This is a genomic window from Pseudomonas sp. NPDC099000 (assembly GCF_044759925.1).
Classification (GTDB): Bacteria; Pseudomonadota; Gammaproteobacteria; order Pseudomonadales; family Pseudomonadaceae; genus Aquipseudomonas.
In genome coordinates this window covers 22,555-40,649 of the sequence record NZ_JBIWAF010000022.1, presented here as the reverse complement: position 1 = coordinate 40,649, position 18,095 = coordinate 22,555, and the positions used below count along the sequence as shown (strand labels likewise).

Annotated in this window: 12 protein-coding genes; 10 read left to right on the top strand and 2 right to left on the bottom strand. The window is 62.4% G+C overall.

Annotated elements, in window-relative coordinates:
- Positions 1–128: 128 nt before the first annotated feature.
- Together ACIQV9_RS21855 and gspG are read right to left on the bottom strand one after the other, a co-directional pair.
- A complete protein-coding gene (locus tag ACIQV9_RS21855; RefSeq protein ID WP_403105781.1) occupies positions 129–1,316 on the bottom strand; it encodes a type II secretion system F family protein in 1,188 nt (395 codons plus the stop codon).
- A gap of 15 nt (positions 1,317–1,331) precedes the next feature.
- Positions 1,332–1,766, bottom strand: a complete 435-nt coding sequence (gspG, locus tag ACIQV9_RS21850) for a type II secretion system major pseudopilin GspG (RefSeq protein ID WP_403105778.1) — start codon at positions 1,764–1,766, stop codon at positions 1,332–1,334.
- A gap of 194 nt (positions 1,767–1,960) precedes the next feature.
- Here gspG and ACIQV9_RS21845 point away from each other — a divergent pair, with 194 nt between their 5' ends.
- The 10 genes from ACIQV9_RS21845 to ACIQV9_RS21800 all read left to right on the top strand — a co-directional run bounded on the left by ACIQV9_RS21845 (position 1,961) and on the right by ACIQV9_RS21800 (position 18,095).
- Positions 1,961–2,569 carry a lytic transglycosylase domain-containing protein gene (locus tag ACIQV9_RS21845; protein WP_403105775.1) on the top strand — a complete coding sequence of 203 codons (609 nt, stop codon included), beginning with the start codon at positions 1,961–1,963 and terminating at the stop codon, positions 2,567–2,569.
- A gap of 424 nt (positions 2,570–2,993) precedes the next feature.
- A complete protein-coding gene (mnxG, locus tag ACIQV9_RS21840) occupies positions 2,994–8,819 on the top strand; it encodes a manganese-oxidizing multicopper oxidase MnxG (RefSeq protein ID WP_403105773.1) in 5,826 nt (1,941 codons plus the stop codon).
- 180 nt (positions 8,820–8,999) lie between these two features.
- Positions 9,000–10,952 (top strand): cytochrome D1 domain-containing protein, encoded by a 1,953-nt coding sequence (locus ACIQV9_RS21835; RefSeq protein ID WP_403105770.1) that lies wholly within the window; start codon positions 9,000–9,002, stop codon positions 10,950–10,952.
- Between the two features lie 13 nt (positions 10,953–10,965).
- Complete coding sequence (locus ACIQV9_RS21830; RefSeq protein ID WP_403105767.1) at positions 10,966–11,622, top strand: SCO family protein; 657 nt, start codon at positions 10,966–10,968, stop codon at positions 11,620–11,622.
- The gene (locus tag ACIQV9_RS21825; RefSeq protein ID WP_403105765.1) at positions 11,619–12,239 is read left to right on the top strand and encodes an SCO family protein; all 621 of its coding nucleotides are present in this window, start codon (positions 11,619–11,621) and stop codon (positions 12,237–12,239) included. Before ACIQV9_RS21830 ends, ACIQV9_RS21825 begins: the two co-directional genes overlap by 4 nt.
- A 9-nt stretch (positions 12,240–12,248) precedes the next feature.
- Positions 12,249–13,799: an ABC transporter substrate-binding protein gene (locus tag ACIQV9_RS21820; RefSeq protein ID WP_403105762.1), complete on the top strand. Its 1,551-nt coding sequence runs from the start codon at positions 12,249–12,251 to the stop codon at positions 13,797–13,799.
- Positions 13,800–13,813: 14 nt separating this feature from the next.
- Entirely contained in the window at positions 13,814–14,767 is a 954-nt protein-coding gene (locus ACIQV9_RS21815; RefSeq protein WP_403105759.1) for a peptidylprolyl isomerase, read from the top strand.
- A gap of 219 nt (positions 14,768–14,986) precedes the next feature.
- Positions 14,987–15,520: a response regulator gene (locus ACIQV9_RS21810; protein WP_403105756.1), complete on the top strand. Its 534-nt coding sequence runs from the start codon at positions 14,987–14,989 to the stop codon at positions 15,518–15,520.
- A gap of 84 nt (positions 15,521–15,604) precedes the next feature.
- Positions 15,605–17,311, top strand: coding sequence for a GspE/PulE family protein (locus ACIQV9_RS21805; RefSeq protein WP_403105753.1), 1,707 nt, complete (start codon positions 15,605–15,607; stop codon positions 17,309–17,311).
- A complete protein-coding gene (locus ACIQV9_RS21800) occupies positions 17,292–18,095 on the top strand; it encodes a hypothetical protein (RefSeq protein WP_403105751.1) in 804 nt (267 codons plus the stop codon). Before ACIQV9_RS21805 ends, ACIQV9_RS21800 begins: the two co-directional genes overlap by 20 nt.

Genomic DNA, 18,095 nt, shown 5'->3' with positions numbered 1-18,095 from the left:
GGGTTGGAACGTTGATGAACAATGCAACTTGCTGCTCGATTCAATGGGTGAACACCGCAGCGCGCTGATTAATTCAGTTGCAACGTGGATGAACGATGAACGGTACAACTCAACCCTGTTCCAGAAGGTCAGTGAATACTCGAGGCCAGCTCGAAAATCGGGATGTACATCAAGATCACGATGACCCCGATCAGCAGGCCGATGAAGGTCATGAGCAAGGGTTCGAACAGGCGCACGAACCATTCGATCCAGCGGCTGATTTCTTCGTCGTAGAAGTCGGCGCTGCGCTCCATCATCTGGCCGAGGTTGCCGGATTGTTCGCCCGCTCGAAGCAAGCGCAGGGACACCGGGGTCACCAGGTGATTGAGTTCGAGCGCGGCCGACAGCGATTGCCCTTCGCGCACCCGCTCACAAGCCTGGTCCAGGCGCACGCGGGAGGCGGGGGTGAGCAGGCCGCGAACCATGCCCATGGCGGTGACGAGGGGGATGCCGCCCTGCAGCAGGATTCCCAGGGAGCGATAGAAGCGCGCCAGTTCGTACATGAAAATGCGTTGATGGACCGCCGGGAGTTTTTCGATCACACGATCGACGCCCCGGCGAAAGGCCGGTTGTCGCTGAAGAAAGCCGAGGGCGACGATGATCGCCGCCAAAGCGCCGAAGAATTCACCCTGGTGGGCGTGCAGGAACATCCCGCAGCTCATCAACACTTGCGACAGCCACGGCAGATTCGACCCCAGCCCTTCGAACACCAGGCTGAAGCGCGGCACCACGTAACCCATCAAGAACAACACCACGCCACTGCCCACCACCAGCAACAGCAGGGGGTATATCGAGGCACTGACGATTTTTTGCCGGACCTCGTCCATGCGCTGGCGATAGCTGACGTAGCGGCCCAGGGCATCGCCCACGGCGCCGGTCTTCTCGCTGGACTGAACCAGCGCCACGTAGAGCGGAGGGAACACCGCCGACAGCTGGGCCAACGCCTGGGAGAACGATTTGCCTTCATAAAGCAGGCGCACCAGTTCGCTCAGGGTTTTACGGGCCTGTGGCGCGTTCTCTTTTTCCGCCAGGCTTTCCAGCGCATCGATCAACGGCAGGCCGGCATTGAGCAAGGTGGTCAGTTCCTGGCTGAACAACACCAGGTTGAAAGTCTCGCGTTGTCGAAGGCGCAACGCGCGCCAGTGCCGCTCGACGTGCAGGCTGACCACCCGCAAGCCCTGGTCTTCGACGATGCGCCGGGCTTCGCTGTGGCCGGGCGCCTCGACGGTCATCGAGACCACACCGGCCTTGCCCACGGCCTTGAGATGAAAGCGCATGGTCGTCACTCCCCGTCATTGCCAGCTGGTGACTTCGGCGTTTTCGCCTTCGCCGCCGGGTTGGCCGTCCTTGCCCATGGACAGCAAATCGTATTCGCCGTTTTCACCCGGGTAGCGGTAGTTGTAATTACGGCCCCACGGATCCTGCGGCAGCTTTTTCTGCAAGTAAGGACCGGTCCATTTGGTTTCATCGCTCGGCGCAGTGACCAGCGCCTGCAAACCCTGTTCAGTCGACGGGTAATGGCCGACCTCCAGACGGTAAAGGTCGAGTGCTTTGCCCATGCCTTCGATTTGTGCCTTGGCCACCTTCACTTCGGAGCGGCCCAGTTGGGCGAAATACTTCGGCGCGACGATGCCGGCCAACAGCCCCAGCACCACCAGCACCACCAACAGTTCGAGCAGGGTGAACCCGCTTTGAGGACGCGGGGCGGAACGCAAACGCTGATTCATGATGACCTCACACAGTCGGCAGAAGGGTCGCCCTGAAGGCGTATGCAATTGCCATGCTCACCCCCGAACATCCTTGTGAAACCCCTGTATTACGGGCCTTTGCGCTTTCGGCACAGTGCTTGCGTATGGCTTGTTAACTACCGGCCATTGGGGCATTACCCCCATTTTTCGGGGCCGGGCAGGGGAGGCAAATAATGAAAACACTCACCACAGGACTGCTCGGCTGTTTGCTGCTGACGAGCGTCGCACAGGCCGATGTGTTCGTTTCCGTGGACGCCAAGGGCAGCTACGTGCTGTCCAATGTTCACCGTCCCGGCCGCACCTATGAACGGGTCATTCACGAGCCCCAATCGTCGCTGGTCGGTCTTGATCAGCAGCCCCAAATGATTGCCAGGCAACCTTATGCAGAGCTGGTGTCGGCGGCCGCCACGGCCAATGAATTGCCGGCGGCGTTGTTGCACGCCGTCATCCGCGAAGAGTCGCGCTACAACTCGGATGCGACGTCCCCCAAAGGCGCCGGTGGATTGATGCAACTGATGCCCGATACCGCGCGGGAGATGGGGGTGAAAAACGTCTATGACCCGAAAGCCAACATCCAGGGCGGCGCCAAATACCTCAAGCGCCTGCTGACCCTGTTCGACAACGACATCACCCTCGCCGTGGCGGCCTACAACGCCGGGCCACAAGCGGTCCTGAGCCGTGGCGGGGTGATCCCGCCATTCGCTGAAACCCAGCGTTATGTGCCCAGCGTCTTGCGCCAATACCGCCGCTTGCAGGGCATGGCCGTGGATGCACCGCTGTGATGGGGGGGATCCCCCATATGTGGGGCAACCCGGTTTGTTTTGGCGTGGGTGCTTGCCCCCGCATTGGTCCAAACACACCAGCCCGTTGTAGCAGCTGTCGAGCTTGCGAGGCTGCGTTCGGCTGCGAAGCAATCGCATTACCCGGCAACGCGGTGTTTCAGGAAAACCTCTCGCTCAGGTTTTACGACGGCTTTGCCGCCGAACGCAGCCTCGCAAGCTCGACAGCTGCTACGGGATTTGAGTTTTTGGGTGGAGGTTGTCATCCACCCGGAAAAGTGGGGGATAAGTGGGGATTATCCCCCGAGTTATTAGATCGTTGCTTCAAGTGGCTGAAAACTAACTGAAATATTTATGGCATGCGGATTGCTCTAGGGGATTTGTCGAGAATTATTGCCTGTGAGCACCCACAGCGAGGCCCGTTATCATGACCGGCATAACCAACGCTTCGTCCTTGTTTAAATTTGCGCTGTTGGTGGTGTCGATGTTCGGCATTGAGATGGCCGAGGCGGCCTTGCGCTGCGAGCGCAACCTGGTGGCGAACGTCGTGGCGCTGGATCAGCCGCTGATGTTCAACCGCCTCGGCGCGCAGAACGTCAACGGCATGATGTTCGCCCTGCGCCGCGATGTGGTCGACGACCACAATGTGTCCCTGGCCCAGGGCGGCGCGGCAGTGCCGGGCAAAGTCTCGCTGCGGCCCGACAAGCGTCCGCGCCCCCTGGTGTTGCGGGTTGCCGCCGGTGACTGCCTGACGATCAACCTGCAGAACCTGCTGGCTTACCAGGCCAACCCCGGCAGCCACGAAAACGGCGAGGAAGGGGTTGAGGGTGAGGTCGAAGTCGGTAATGTCGAGCAGTTCAAAGTCGATGAGCAGGTCGCTGACCGCCACGTCGGCTTCCAGGTCAACGGCATGCAAGCGGTCAACAGCATCGACGACATCGCCTCGTACACCGGGCGCAACGGCAATTCGCTGGTCGCCCCGGGCGCCACCCGTTCCTACACTTTATTCGCCGAGCGCGAAGGGGCGTTCGCCGCCAGCAGCCGTGGCGCGACCTTCGGTGGTGAAGGTGATGCGGGCAACGTTGCCAACGGCCTGTTCGGCCAGGTCGTGGTGGTGCCCAAGGGCGGCCGCAGCTATCGCAACACCGTAACGGAAGAAGAGATGCGCCTGGCCAGCGCCGGACGTACCCCGGCCGGTCAACCGATCGTCGATTACCAGGCGCGTTACCCACAACGCGAACCGTGGATCCGTGAAGGCAAGGCCGGCACACCGATCATCAACATGGTCGATGGCAATGAAATCATCTCCAGCGAAAGCGACGCGATTGTGATGGGCAGCAACGCCGACGGCAGCTTCCCGCCGTCGACCTATCCGCTGGAAGCCGTCGGCAAACGCAACCCGGCAATTCCGAACCGGCTGGAGCCGTTCCGCGATTTCGCCTCGCAGTTCCAGGATGAAACCGCCGCGACGCAGGCGTTCCCCGCTTATTGGGCGGACCCGGTGATGGCGCATGTGCTGGAGCCGACCCGCGATTCGTTCATGATCAATTACGGCTCCGGCGGCATGGGCGCCGAAGTGGTGGCCAACCGTTTGGGCGTCGGGCCGATGCACGATTGCCTGTCCTGCGCCTATGAAGAATTTTTCCTCAGTTCGCACACCGTCGGCGATGTGGCGATGCTGGTGGACGTACCGGCCAACGCCGGGCTGGAAGGCATTCTTCCGGGGCAGGTACCGCGCGCCGATCAGATCGGTGTCAAGGCGACCATGGCGCTGTACCCGTCCGAGCCGTCCAACGTCAACCACAGCTACATCGGCGACTTCGTCAAATTCCGCAACACCCACAACGGACATGAGCAGCACATCTTCCACCTGCACGGCCATCAGTGGCTGTTTAACCCCAACGACGACAACTCCGACTATGTGGACGCCCAGGGCATCGGCCCGGGCGCCGGCTACACCTATGAAATCGCCAACGGGGGTTCGGGTAACCGCAACCGCGTCGCCGGCGATGCGATCTACCACTGCCACTTCTACCCGCACTTTGCCCAGGGCATGTGGAGCATGTGGCGGGTCCACGACGTGTTTGAAGAAGGCACGAAGCTCGAAGTCTCCCAACAAGGCACCGACGGTTTCCACAACGAACCCTACGCGTTGCGCAGCGGCAAACCGGCGGCGGGCGCCCGGGCCTTGCCCGATGGCGAAATCATTGCCGGTACACCGATTCCTGCGGTCGTGCCGCTGCCGGGCAAAGCCATGGCGCCGATGCCAGGCAAGGTCGCGGTGGTGCCAAAAATCGGCGAAACCCTGGTCGCCGGTAGCGATGACGACGATGACGAGGAAGATTACGACGGGGAACATCACGGCGGCAGCGGCGGCGCTCAGGCCATCGGTTCCCTGGCCTTGGTGGATCGCAGCGAAGCCAACCGCAATGCCGACGGCAGCCTGAAAAACCCTGGCTATCCGTTCTGGATCGGCGGCATGGAAACCTCGGTCGGCCAACGTCCACCAACTCCACCGCTGGACATGCTCGACGCGGCCAAGGCCCAGTCCTTGAAAACCAGCGGCAACGCCTTGTGGGCCAACCTCGACCCGACTTCGTCCGGTGGTTGGGACGGCGGCCTGGGGCGTCATGCCCTGGACGGTTTCTCCGCCGGTGGCGTAGCGAACACCATTACCACGTCGCTGGATTTCTCCAAGGAAGTGACCCGCGCCAAACCGATCTACATGCCGGAAGAGGGCACCGAAGTCGAACAGGCGGCCATGGCCTTCCACGCCAAAAAGGACCACCCCAGCTTTGCCGTGCTGCCCGGTAATCAAATCGTGGCGAAGGCCTTCCGCACCAACGGTGCCTTGCCGATTGCCGGCGCGCCGTACTACGAACCGTGCATGGATGACCGGCAAAAACGCCTGACCAGCAGCGCCGGCACCGGCGAGTTTGCCAGCGGCGAACGGGTCGACGGCATGTCGTTCACCGGTTCCTCGACCTTCACCGCCGACCGCCCTCGCATCTATAAAGCGGCGAACATCCAGTTCGATGCGGTGTACAACAAGGTCGGCTACCACTTCCCGCAAGCGCGCATTCTGGCGCTGTGGGAAGACGCCTGGCCGGTCATCACCAAGCAGCGTCCGCCAGAGCCGCTGGTAATGCGCATGAACACCTTCGACTGCGTGCAATACCAGCAAACCAACCTGGTGCCGGCCACCTATGAGATGGACGACTATCAGGTGCGCACGCCGACCGACGTGATCGGCCAGCACATTCACCTGCCCAAATGGGACCTGACGGCGGCCGACGGTTCGGCCAACGGCTGGAACTACGAAGATGGCGTGCTTTCCCCTGGGGCCGTGCAAGAACGCATCCGCGCCATTCGCGAGTTCAACCAGTGCGAAGGCACCGATCCACGTGACGGCACTCCGGTCTGTCCGAAAGCCAAGAATCACCCGTACTTCGGTCAGTATGGCCGGGCGGATTGGGTAGGAGCGCGCACGGCGATGCAGCGCTGGTTCGTCGATCCGGTGGTGAACGCCAAAGGTGTCGACCGTGGCCTGGGGACCATTTTCACCCACGACCACCTGGGCCCATCGACTCACCAACAGATTGGCCTGTACGCCACCGTGCTGGCTGAACCGGCCGGTTCCACCTGGTTCCACGCAGAAACCGGCGAGCCGTTGTACAGCGGCGCACGTCAGGACGGCGGGCCGACTTCATGGCAAGCGGTGATTTCTACCGGTGACCTGGATGGCGACGGCAAGAACGACAGCTTCCGTGAGTTCTTCCTCGAATACAGCGACTTCCAGCACGCTTATGAAGCCGGTGTGTATGTAGGCGCCGGTCCTAACGGCGTGCCTAATCCGCAAGCCTTCCCGGCTACGGCGGACAGTTTCCGCTACGCGATCAATCCGCCGGTGCGTAACAACGCCAGCACCTTGCTCGACGGCATCATCGAAGTGCAGGGCGGCATGGTGCCGGGTTGTCCGACTCGGCCATGCCCACAGGCGATCTCGGTCGATGACCCTGGCATGTTCGTGGTCAACTACCGCAACGAACCGCTGGCCCTGCGGGTGTACGACCCGAACAAGGTGGGCCCGGACGGCAAGCGCGGCATGCAGGCCGACGGCCTCGGCGGTGACCTGGCGTACGCCATGCAAAGCCGCACCGACCGTGCCATCCCGGCGATGAACCTGGCACCGAACCTGGTCACCTCGGCCACCGGTCCAACCGGCGGCACCACGCTGTTCCCGCCGCACGTCAACCGTGGCGGCGCGGAGCCGGGTGACCCGTTCACCCCGATGTTGCGCACCTACACCGGTGACAACGTGCGGCTGCGGGTGCATGCCGGCGGTCACGAAGAAGAGCACAACGTGACCCTGCACGGCGTGAAATGGCTGCAAAGCGGTTCCGGCTTCGGCAACAGCTCCAACTCCGGCTGGCGCGCGTCGCAGATGGTCGGTATCTCCGAACAGATGGGCTTCAACGCACCGGTCTCGATGCTTTCCAGTTCGGCAGCGACCACGGGGGATTACCTGTACTCGATGGACGCTTCCATTGAAGGTTACTGGAACGGCATCTGGGGCGTGATGCGCAACTACACGGCCCAGCGCAGCGATCTATTCGCCGTGCCAAACAACCCAAAACCGGCGGGCATGCGCAACACCGTGGCGTTCGATGGCATCTGCCCACGGTACGGCGCCAACCCGAACGGCATCGGCACCCGGCCGACCGTGCAACGCAACTATGAAGTGGTTGCAGCGCTGGCCAACGACATCCTGCGCAATCCGTTGAACCTGACCATCGGCGATCCGGCCGGTATCGGGCAACACGTGGGCGGGCCGTTGAATCCGGCGGGTGGCACCCTGGTGTTCAACTCGCGACCGGTGAATATCCCTCAGGTCACCGTGGTCGATCCTGAAGATGGCGAAACCATCACCATAGGCGGTCAAAGCGGCCCGTTGCATGATCCGACTGCGATCCTGTACGTGCGCAAATCCGACCTCGATCCGGCCACCGGCAAGCTGAAAGCCGGCGTGCCTGTCGAACCGCTGGTATTGCGCGCGGCGGCGGGTGACTGCATCAACGTCACGCTGGAAAACCGCTTGCCTGTGGTCATGCCCGACCTGACCCAGACTGCCGTGATGCAAGGGCTGGTCAAGCGAGATCGTAACAATGGCCAGGGCTCGACCATCTTCACCAACAACCTGCTGCGGCCGTCGAGCCACGTGGGTCTGCACGCGCAACTGCTGGCGTACGACATCACCAAATCCGATGGCACCAACGTCGGCGCCAACCCGATCCAGACCGTGCCACCGCGCATCGGCAACAGCGGCGCGTACCCGACCCGTACTTATCAGTACTACGCCGGGCACCTGGAGCGCGAAGGCAAACCGGTCACGCAACTGGGCCGCAGTGTCGACAACATCTACGCCACGGCGGTGGAGTTTGGCGGACTGAATATCACGCCGGCGGACCTCATCAAACAACCGCAGAAAGGCTTGGGTGGGGCGATGACCATCCTGCCGATCGGCGCGACCTGGGTGGAGGATGCGCGCAAAACCAACGCAACGGTCACTGCGCCAGGGCAGACCACTTACCGCGACTTTGCGATGGTCTGGCAGAAAGCGTTGAACATCCGCTGGGCCGATGGTCGGCCGGTGGAAGGCATTGCCGCCGAAGGCTTCGGTGTACCGACCGATCCACAGGACAACTCGAGCATGGCCATCAACTACAAGGCCGAGCCGATCTGGTTCCGCTTCGGGTTGGCGCCGGATGCACCGTTCGGGCATGCCGATGGCGCCGGTTACGGTGACGTGCCGAACGCGCATATGGCCTACAGCAATGCGCTGATCGGGGGCGATCCTCAGACGCCGGTGCTGTATGTGAAACCGGGTCAACCGTTCCGCACCCACATCATGATGCCGAGCGGTGGCAGCCGCGGCACGACCTTCCAGCTGGATGGTCACGTCTGGTCGGTCAACCCGTTCCAGTCAGAGAAGAGCGACTCCGGTGGCTATCCGATGATGACACCTGGGGTGGGGTCGGTGCGGTTCGGCTACAACCCGATGTCGATGTACATCGGCGCGCGTGAAAGCATCCTGCCGGCGGCGCACTTCAGCTTCATGCACCCGAGCGCCGGGGGCAGCAATGCAATACCGGGCGACTACCTGTACCGCGACTACGGCGCCTACGGCAACACCGCCGGGCTTTGGGGATTGCTGCGGGTGACCAACGAGCCAGAACCGGCACCGGCACCGTAAAGCCAGGGATTGGGGGGTGGCTGACACCCCCCAATCCCTGTAGGAGCGAGGCTTGCCCGCGAAGGGTTCACCTCGGTGTAGGTGGTGTCACAGATGACGCCTTCGCGGGCAAGTCGGATCGCCGCACCGCTCGCGCCTACAAGGGACAAGGCAGGCACAGATCTGTAAGGGGAGAGGGTTATGAGCAGGACTACAAAAATCGCCGGTTGTGCGCTGGTCGTCGCAGTGGCACTCATCAGCTTCGGCGTCTGGCGCACCGCGCCGCCCAACCTGCTGAGCCAGGTCGCGCTGCCGGACACCTGGAGCAGTCAGAACCTCTCCCGTGACGGGATTTCGGTGGCGCTTGAGGTCAAGTCACTGGCCGCGGACGGCGTGTTGCGTGAAGGCGAGTTTGCCGACGTGCAGTTCCGCGTCAGCGACAGCACTTCGGGCCAGCCGCTGTCGGGCATCAATCCCGGTGCCTGGCTCGATCCGGAAACCGTCGCCGCCGACAAGGCTCAGGGCCGCGAGCAAAGTTGCAAATCCCGGGTCGGAGTCTTCCTGAAATCCAGCATCGGCGCACGGCCGATGCTCGATCTGAACAGCTACTTCCTGTTGGTGATGAACCGCGACGCCAGCGTCTCGGTGGTCGATCCGTCGGTGTCGGTGGGCGGCATCACCAGCACCATGGCGCGCATCGACATCAAAAAACCGCCGATGGACTGGACCACGCCCAAGGACAACAAACGGGTGTTCGTCTCCATGCCGACCGCCGATGAAGTGGCGGTGATCGACAGCGAGCAGTTCAAGTTGGTCGACTCGGTCGCCGCCGGCAGCAACCCGGTGCGCGTGGCCTTGCAACCGGACGAGCGCCTGCTGTGGGTCGGCAACAATGCCAAGACAGCTGAGCAGTCCGGGGTCACGGTGATCGACACCCGCAGCCTCAAGCCCCTCAAACACCTGGCCACCGGGGCCGGGCACCACGAAATCGCCTTCAGCAAAGACAGCCGTTTTGCCTTCGTCAGCAACCGCGATGACGGCACGCTGAGCATCATCGACATCGCCAGCCTGACGATAAGCAAGCAACTCAAGACCGGCTCGCACCCGTTGTCGGTGGCGTACTCGCCGCTGTCCCAGGCGGTGTATGTCGCCGACGGCAAGGACGGCAGCGTGACCGTGGTCGATACCGTCAGCCTTGCGGTACGGCGGGTAATCAAGATGAAACAGGGCCTGGGCCCGATGGGGTTCAGCGCGGACGGGCGTTTCGGAATCGTCCTCAACACCCTGGAAAACCAGGTGGCAGTGATCGACGCGGCCACCGATTCGATGATCCACGAGCTGGACGTGTCCGCCGAACCCTACCAAGTGGTGTTCACCAAGGCCTACGCCTACATCCGCGGACTGGCCTCGGCCAAGGTCACGATGATCAACTTGTCGTCTCTTGGAACTGGTCGCACGCCGATCAGCCAGGGCTTCGAAGCCGGGCCTCAGGCACCACGGCTGGCCGGTGATTTGCCGCTGGCCTCGAGCCTGGCGGTGTCGCGGGACGACAACGCGGTGTTCGTGGTCAACCCGGTGGACAACACCACTTACTTCTACGCCGAAGGCATGAACGCGCCGATGTCCGGCTACCCCAATCGCGGGCAAGTGGCGCGGGCGGCCATGGTCATCGACCGCAGCCTGCGCGAGGTCGAGCCAGGACTTTACAGTTCGCGGATCAAGCTGCCAGTGGCCGGGCGTTTTGACGTGGCGTTCCTGCTCAACCAACCGAACATCATCCATTGCTTCACGGCATTGGTTGAGCCGGACCAAAACCTCGCCAGGCTCCCCGGCGTGCCAAAAGTCGAGTTCATGCTCGACGCATCCACCGCCGCCCTCGGCAGCCGTTACACCGTGCGGTTTCGCATTGTCCAGGGCCAGCAGAAGGTACAGCGCAGCGGGGTCAAGGACGTTCAAGTGCGCTACTTCCGTGCCCCGACTTCCCGGGCTCAACAGGTCGCGGCCCTTGAAGTGGGCAACGGCATCTACGAAGCCCCGGTGACCCTCGACCAGAACGGCGCCTGGTACCTGCATGTACGCGCGGCGTCCCTTGGCGCGAGTTTCGATGACAAGACCTTTGCCAGCGTTCGGGTGATACCCGGCAACGCCCACTGAAGAGGAAACAGACATGAACCGATTCGCACACTGTGGACTGCTGACGTTCTGCCTGTTGGCCGTCGGCATCGGCCAGGCCCTGGCCCACTCGGCGGATGAGCACGCGGGGCACAATATGCCGCCCAAAAGCGCCCGTTCGGAGAGCGCCCAGGTCAAATTCGCCGACGTCGCGCTGGTGGACCAGAACGGCAAACCGGTGCGTCTGGAAAAGGATCTGGTGACCAACAAGATCGTGGTCATGAGTTTCATCTACACCAGTTGCACCACGGTGTGCCCGGTAGTGTCCTCGATCATGGGCAAGGTGCAGAAGCAACTTGGCGCCCGGGTCGGCGACGAGGTGCAGCTTGTATCCATCAGCATCGACCCGCAGCGCGATGACGCCAAGCGCCTCAATGACTACGCCCGCAGCTTCCAGAGGGGGCCGGGCTGGAGCTGGCTGACCGGCAGCTCGCAGTCGATCAACGAAACCCTCAAGGGCCTCGGCTCCTTTAGCGGTGACTTCAAAAGCCATCAGCCGCTGATTCTGGTGGGGGACGGCAACAGCCGCCACTGGACGCGCTACTACGGCTTCACCGACCCGACCGTGCTGACCCGTGAAGTCGAGAAACTAAGCGGCCAGCGCAACGCCCACGCCAAACACACGGCCATTGCCATGGAGCACCAGCCATGAAAGCCCTCGTTTTGATCTTCCTGACGATGAGTTTTTGCGTGATCAGTTTTATGGCGTTTTCCCACGAGGAGCATCACGAGCCCTCGCCGGCAGTCGCCGCCACACAACCGGCCAGCGGCACCCGGGATGCGAAAACCTGGTTTACCGACACGCCGTTGCAGGACCAGAACGGCAATACGCTGCGCTTCTACAGTGATGCGCTGCAAAACCGCGTGGTGGTGTTGAACGTGATTTTCACCAGCTGCAACGATGCTTGCCCGCTGATCACCCAAAAACTCAAGGAAGTCCGTGAGGTGCTGGGCGACAAAGCCGATGGCATCACCTTTATCTCCCTTACCAGTGATCCGCTGCGCGATACGCCGGCGGTACTCAAGGCTTACACCTTGAAGCAGGGCGTCGATGGCCCCCACTGGCTTTTTCTCACCGGCGACAAGGCGCAAATGGACCTTGTACTGGGGCGCATCGGCCAGATTGTGCCGACCCCCGAGCAGCACTCGACGCAGCTGATTGTCGGTGACGTGGCCAACAAGCGCTGGAGCAAGATCCGTCCCGATGCACCGGCCGCCGCCATTGCCCAGCGCTTGCAGTTGCTGACAATGCCCGTGGCCGGTCGTTGAGCGCGCGCCATGAAGACCGCCCTCGTCCTCGGCCTGCTACTGCTTGGCGGCATCAATCTCGCCGCCAATGCGTTGCCGCTGAGCCCCAGCGAAAGCGCCGGTAAACGGTTGTATCGCGAGGGCGTGTCCGCAAGCGGTGAGCCGATCATGGCTCGGGTGGGCGCGGCGGACATGCTGCTGCCCGCCACCAGCCTGCCCTGCGCCAATTGCCATGGCGCCGATGCCCAAGGGCGACCCGAAGGCGGGGTACGGCCGCCGGACATCAGCTGGTCGCGGCTCTCCAGCCATTACGGTCAACAGCAGATCAACGGTCGCAATTACCCGGCCTACACCGAGGGCACACTGGCCCGGGCGATCCAGGAGGGGCGCGACTCGGCGAACAATCGGCTCGACCCGGCGATGCCCCGGTTCGTGCTGTCGATGAATGATCAGCGCAACCTCACGGCCTACCTCAAGCGTGTGGCCGATGACCGCGATCCAGGGTTGACCGCCGACAGTCTGCACTTGGGCACTTTGTTGCCGAGACAGGGACCGCTGAGCACGGAGGGTGCCACGGTGGCCGCGGTACTCAAGGGCAGCGTGGCGCGGATCAACCAGGCGGGCGGGATTCATGGCCGGCAACTGCGCCTGACCATCCTCGATCCGGGCCCGGACCGCGTCAGTGCCGAACAGGCGCTGGACCGCTTGATTGATCAGGAACAGGTGTTCGCCCTGATCGCACCGCTGGCACCTGTGCTCGACATGGAGCTGGTCACGCGGCTGGAACGCGCCGGCATTCCGCTGATCGGGCCGCTCTCGCTGCAGGGCATGGCTCCGGTCAGTCGGCAGATTTTCGAACCGCTGTCAGGGCTGCGCGAGCAACTGATCGCCTTGGCCGACTACGGTGCCGCTCAGTTGCGCTTGCTCCAGGGACCGACGCTGATTGTCTATCCGGATGAGCCGAGCCAACGACTGGCGGCGCAAAACCTCGGCCAGTACCTGCAAGATCACGCCTGGCAGCAAGTGCGGCTGCAGGCTTACAACTCGGCGCAGGACGAACTGCCGCTGGGCTCGCGATCGGTGTTTTACCTGGGCAGCGGCGTCGGTTTCAGTCGCCTCGCCGAGCGCCTGCAAACGGCGGGGCAGGTGCCTTACCTGTTCGCCGCGTCGAATCAGGTGGCAGGCGACCTGGTTCAATTGCCCAGCGGTTTTTCCCGGCGGGTGTTTCTGGCCTATCCGTTCGTGCCCAGTGACTGGACGCTGGCCGGGCGCCTGGCTTTGACGCAACTGCGCGAGCACCAGGGGCTCGGCGGTGAGCACGCGGTGCTTCAAGTGGGCGCCTACAGTTCGATGCTGCTGCTCAGCGAAGGCATGAAGCAGGCCGGGCGCGACGCCAGCCGCGAGAAGCTCATCAGCGCCCTGGAAGGCTTGCACGATTTCGACACCGGGCTGACCCCGCTAATCAGTTTCGGTCCGGGCCGTCGACTGGGCTTGAGCGGTGCCCATATCGTCACCGTAGATTTGCCCGACCTGCGCTTCTTTCTGGTCGCGCCGTACAAACCCATTGCCGCGACACCCTGACGGGAGGCCTCATGATGAAATTCAAGACGCTGCTGATCCTACTGACGCTGTGGGCCCCCATGGCGCTCGCCAGCAATGGCCAGGCCGCCGCGCGCGTTAACGGCGAGGTCATTTCCGAGTTCCGTCTCGAGCGTTATTTCACCGAGTACCTGGAGGACCAGGGCCGGGCGGTCAGCAGCATTCGCAGCCCCAAGGCGTACAAACAATTGCGCCAGAAAGCACTGGACGCCCTGATCGACAAAGAGTTGCTGTGGCAGGAGTCGCGCAAACGCGGGGTGGAGATCAGCGATGAAGTGGTGAAAAGCCAGGTCGAGCAGACGCGGCAAGCGATCGGTGGTGCAGAGGTGTTCGCCCGCCGGCTCGAAGACGCCGGTTTCGACGAAGCCACCTATATCGAGTACACGCGCCGCGAGCTCGCGGCACAAAAGGTGTTTGCCGAGCTGGTCCAGGCGGCTGAGCCGGACGAAAAACAGGTTCGCGCGTTCTACGAGGAACATCGCGCCGAAATGAGCACACCGGAGCAAATCCAGGCGCGGCACATCCTGGTCAAAGTGCCTCAGGAGGCCGATGCCGCTACAGTTGAAGCAGCCCGGCTACGCTTAGAAGAGATGCGGGTGAAAATCAGCCAGGGCGATGACTTTGCCAGCGTTGCCCGGGCCGGTTCCGAAGATGCTTCCGCCACCGAAGGCGGGGATTTGGGCTATTTTCCGCGTGGGCGAATGATGCCGGAGTTCGAAGCAGTGGCGTTTTCCCTGGCGCGGGGGGCCGTCAGTGCGCCGGTGCGTACACCGCTGGGATGGCATTTGATTTACCTGCAGAACCACCAGGAGGCCGCCGATGTCTCAGAATCTCAGGGGCTTGAAATGGTTCGGGCTTACCTTGCCCGACAGCAAAAGGATCAGGCTCGTCTACAGGTTCTGGCGCAGTTGCGATCCAGCAATCGTATCGAACGGATTGACGATGATTGAAGCGTCCCCCCCAAATGTGGGGAAAGCTTCAGGGGCAATTCCGAGCGCTTCCCCGCCTTTGGGGGACGGGGTTCCTGAACGAAAAGATTTTTTCATGAAAATCATAGAGATGAAGCGGTCGAAAACCGGCGCTCAGTCTGGCATGAAGTGTGCGTTAGCCTAATTAAGGCGCGTACTCCCAGGCACGAATATCGGACCTGCGGTTTCAAGGAGTCCACCTTGTTAAACAAAGTACTGGTTGTTGAAGACGAACAGCTGCTGGCGGATAACCTCAAGAAATATCTCGAGGCGCAAGCACTGGAAGTCCGGATAGCTCACGACGGTGCCAGGGCAATCGACGAAGTCGAACGTTTTGCACCCGATGTGATGGTGTTCGATTACCGCTTGCCCGATATGGAAGGCTTTGAGGTGCTCGATGCCGTCCGCCAGAACAGGAAGTGCCATTTTGTGCTGATTACCGGGCACCCAACCGCTGAAGTCTGTGAGCGGGCCCGGCAACTGGGAGTCAGCCATATCCTGTTCAAACCGTTTCCGTTGGCGGAATTGGCCCGTGCAGTCTGTGACCTTCTGGGGATGGAGCGCGAACACCGGGCAGGCGCGAGCCCATCCGAAGGATTCGTCGAACGACGCCAGAGCAGGACCGAAAGCTTCCCACTGCAGTTGTATGACGGCAGTTGGGTGCTGGCAGATCGTCGACGAAGCCCATCGACCTCCAAGGCACCAGACGACCAGCAATTGCTCACCGGGGAGTAGTGGCGCGACAAGACGTTCCGGCCTACGCCGCAATGGCCTGCCGCGTCGACAGGGCTCAAAGCCCCCGGCGTTGGAGAGCATGCCATGGACCGTCTATCCCTTGCCGTCGAACCGGCGCTGTTGGAATGTGTACCGTCTCGCTTTTCCAGTGAACAACTGGCCCAGGCCCGGGCCCGGGCAACCAGTTCCGGCGAGCGGGTTCTGGAAGCCCTCGGGGTGTTGTCCGAACTGGCTCCCATGCCCTTCATCCAGTGCCTCGGCGCTACCCTGCATTATCCGGTGCTCGAAACCGATACCCTGTTTCAAGCCACCCCGGTGTTCGACCGGGTCACCCTGGCCCAATGCCTCAAGCGCGAATTCATCCTGCTGCGTCACGACGAGGCGGTCATTGGCGTGTTTGCCGACCCGTTCGACACGGCTCGTCTGGCCTGGATCGACGACTGCCTGCACGGCGCGCCGCTGTACCTGGTGCACGCCGACGACCTCAAAGCCTATCTGGCGCGTCATGAAGAGAGCTTCCACGCGGTGGAATCGCTCAACGCCCAGGCCGACGCCAATGTCGAAATCGATACCCTGCAAAGCCTGTCCCTGACCAGCATCAGCGAGGATGCCAGCGTCGTCGTCAAACTGGTCAACTCGACCCTCTACGACGCGCTGAAAATGCACGCCAGTGACATCCACCTGGGCACCACCGGCAGCGGCCTGGTGATCAAGTACCGGATCGACGGCGTGCTGAACAACATCAGCAAAATCCAGGGCAGCGAGTTCGCCGAGCAGGTGATCTCCCGGGTCAAAGTCATGGCCGAACTGGACATCGGCGAAAAACGCGTGCCCCAGGACGGTCGCTTCAAGATCGGCATCAGCGGCCGGCAGATCGACTTCCGGGTGTCGATCATGCCGAGCATTTTTGGCGAAGACGCGGTGCTGCGGGTGCTTGATAAACAAGACCTGGCGGACAAGGTCAGCGGCGTGCAGTTGCAGGCCCTGGGCTTTGAAGAAGACACCCTGCGCCAGTTGCGCCGGCTGGCCGCCGAACCTTACGGCATGGTGCTGGTGACCGGCCCGACCGGTAGCGGCAAGACCACCACCCTCTACGCGATGATCACCGAGATCAACCACGGCGTGGACAAGATCATCACCATTGAAGACCCGGTGGAATATCAACTGCCGGGCGTGCTGCAGATCCCGGTCAATGAAAAGAAAGGCCTGACCTTTGCCCGTGGCCTGCGCTCGATCCTGCGCCATGACCCGGACAAAATCATGGTCGGTGAAATCCGCGACCCCGACACCGCCCAGATCGCCGTGCAATCGGCCCTCACCGGGCACCTGGTGTTCACCACCATTCACGCCAACAACGTGTTCGACGTGATCGGCCGCTTCACCCAGATGGAAATCGACCCTTACAGCCTCGTCTCGGCCCTCAACGCCGTGCTCGCCCAGCGGCTGATCCGTTTGGTGTGCGCCAGTTGCAGCGCGCCGAGCAACCCGACCGATGAAGAACTGCGCCTCTCCGGGCTCGATCCGCAAAAGGTCGATCACTACCACTTCGTCCATGGCAAAGGCTGCGGCCATTGCCGCGGCACCGGTTATCGCGGGCGGACTGCGATTGCCGAGCTGCTGCATCTGGACGACGAACTGCGGCAAATGATCGTCGAGCGCCAACCGGTTTCGAAGATCAAGGCACACGCTTGCAAACGTGGCTTGCGCTTGTTGCGCGAGTCAGCCCTGGAACTGGTTGCTGAGGGGCGGACCACGCTCGAGGAGATCAATCGTGTCACTTTTGTCTCGTGATCGTTATATCGCCGTGCTCGGCGCCAGTGGTGTCGGCCTGGGCCAGCGCAAGGGTGGCGACACCCTGTGGCTGGGCAGCGTCGGCTTTATCGACGAAGGCTTCCACGCCTGGGCCGTCGCCCTTGAAACCCTCGACCGTTTGCTGGGCGAACACGCCCCCGCCGGTGCGGAATTGAGCGTGGTGGTTTCCGGTCACTTCAGCCGCTTCTGCCTGGTGCCCTGGAGCGAACAAATCACCAGCCCTGACGAATTGCTCGGGTATGCCCAACTGTGTTTCGAAGACCTCTACGGCGTACCGACCCAACCCTGGAACATGGTGCTGTCGGCCGAACCTGCAGGTTACGACCGGATCGCCACTGCGCTGCCGCAAGACTTGCTGGCGCGTCTGCGCAGCCTGGTCAGCGGTCGTGGCCTGCGTCTGCGTTCGGTGCAGCCGTACCTGATGGCGGCGTTCAATCACTTCGATAAAAGTCTTGATGCCGGCGACTTCCTGTTCGTGGTCGCCGAGCCGGTGCGCAGTGTCTTGCTGCTGGCCAGGGAAGGGCGCTGGACCTCGGTGCGTTCGGTGGGCAGCAGCGACAGCGATGCCGCATTGACCGCGCTGATCGGCCGGGAACGCCAGTTGCAGGCCTCCACCAGCGAGCGGCCGTTGAACGTTTACCTGCACGCGCCAGCCCGCATCGATGTACAGCCCGACGTACCCGGTGTGCACTTGCGCACCCTCGAAGAAGACCGGACAGCCGTACACGATTGTTTGTACGTGATGTCCCGGGCGGTGGCCTGA

Bases quoted from the DNA above. Each gene is read 5' to 3' on its own strand.
- ACIQV9_RS21845 (WP_403105775.1), top strand. From the start codon at position 1,961: ATGAAAACACTCACCACAGGACTGCTCGGCTGTTTGCTGCTGACGAGC.
- mnxG (WP_403105773.1), top strand. From the start codon at position 2,994: ATGACCGGCATAACCAACGCTTCGTCCTTGTTTAAATTTGCGCTGTTG.
- gspG (WP_403105778.1), bottom strand. From the start codon at position 1,766: ATGAATCAGCGTTTGCGTTCCGCCCCGCGTCCTCAAAGCGGGTTCACC.
- ACIQV9_RS21815 (WP_403105759.1), top strand. From the start codon at position 13,814: ATGAAATTCAAGACGCTGCTGATCCTACTGACGCTGTGGGCCCCCATG.
- ACIQV9_RS21835 (WP_403105770.1), top strand. From the start codon at position 9,000: ATGAGCAGGACTACAAAAATCGCCGGTTGTGCGCTGGTCGTCGCAGTG.
- ACIQV9_RS21830 (WP_403105767.1), top strand. From the start codon at position 10,966: ATGAACCGATTCGCACACTGTGGACTGCTGACGTTCTGCCTGTTGGCC.
- ACIQV9_RS21805 (WP_403105753.1), top strand. From the start codon at position 15,605: ATGGACCGTCTATCCCTTGCCGTCGAACCGGCGCTGTTGGAATGTGTA.
- ACIQV9_RS21855 (WP_403105781.1), bottom strand. From the start codon at position 1,316: ATGCGCTTTCATCTCAAGGCCGTGGGCAAGGCCGGTGTGGTCTCGATG.
- ACIQV9_RS21820 (WP_403105762.1), top strand. From the start codon at position 12,249: ATGAAGACCGCCCTCGTCCTCGGCCTGCTACTGCTTGGCGGCATCAAT.
- ACIQV9_RS21825 (WP_403105765.1), top strand. From the start codon at position 11,619: ATGAAAGCCCTCGTTTTGATCTTCCTGACGATGAGTTTTTGCGTGATC.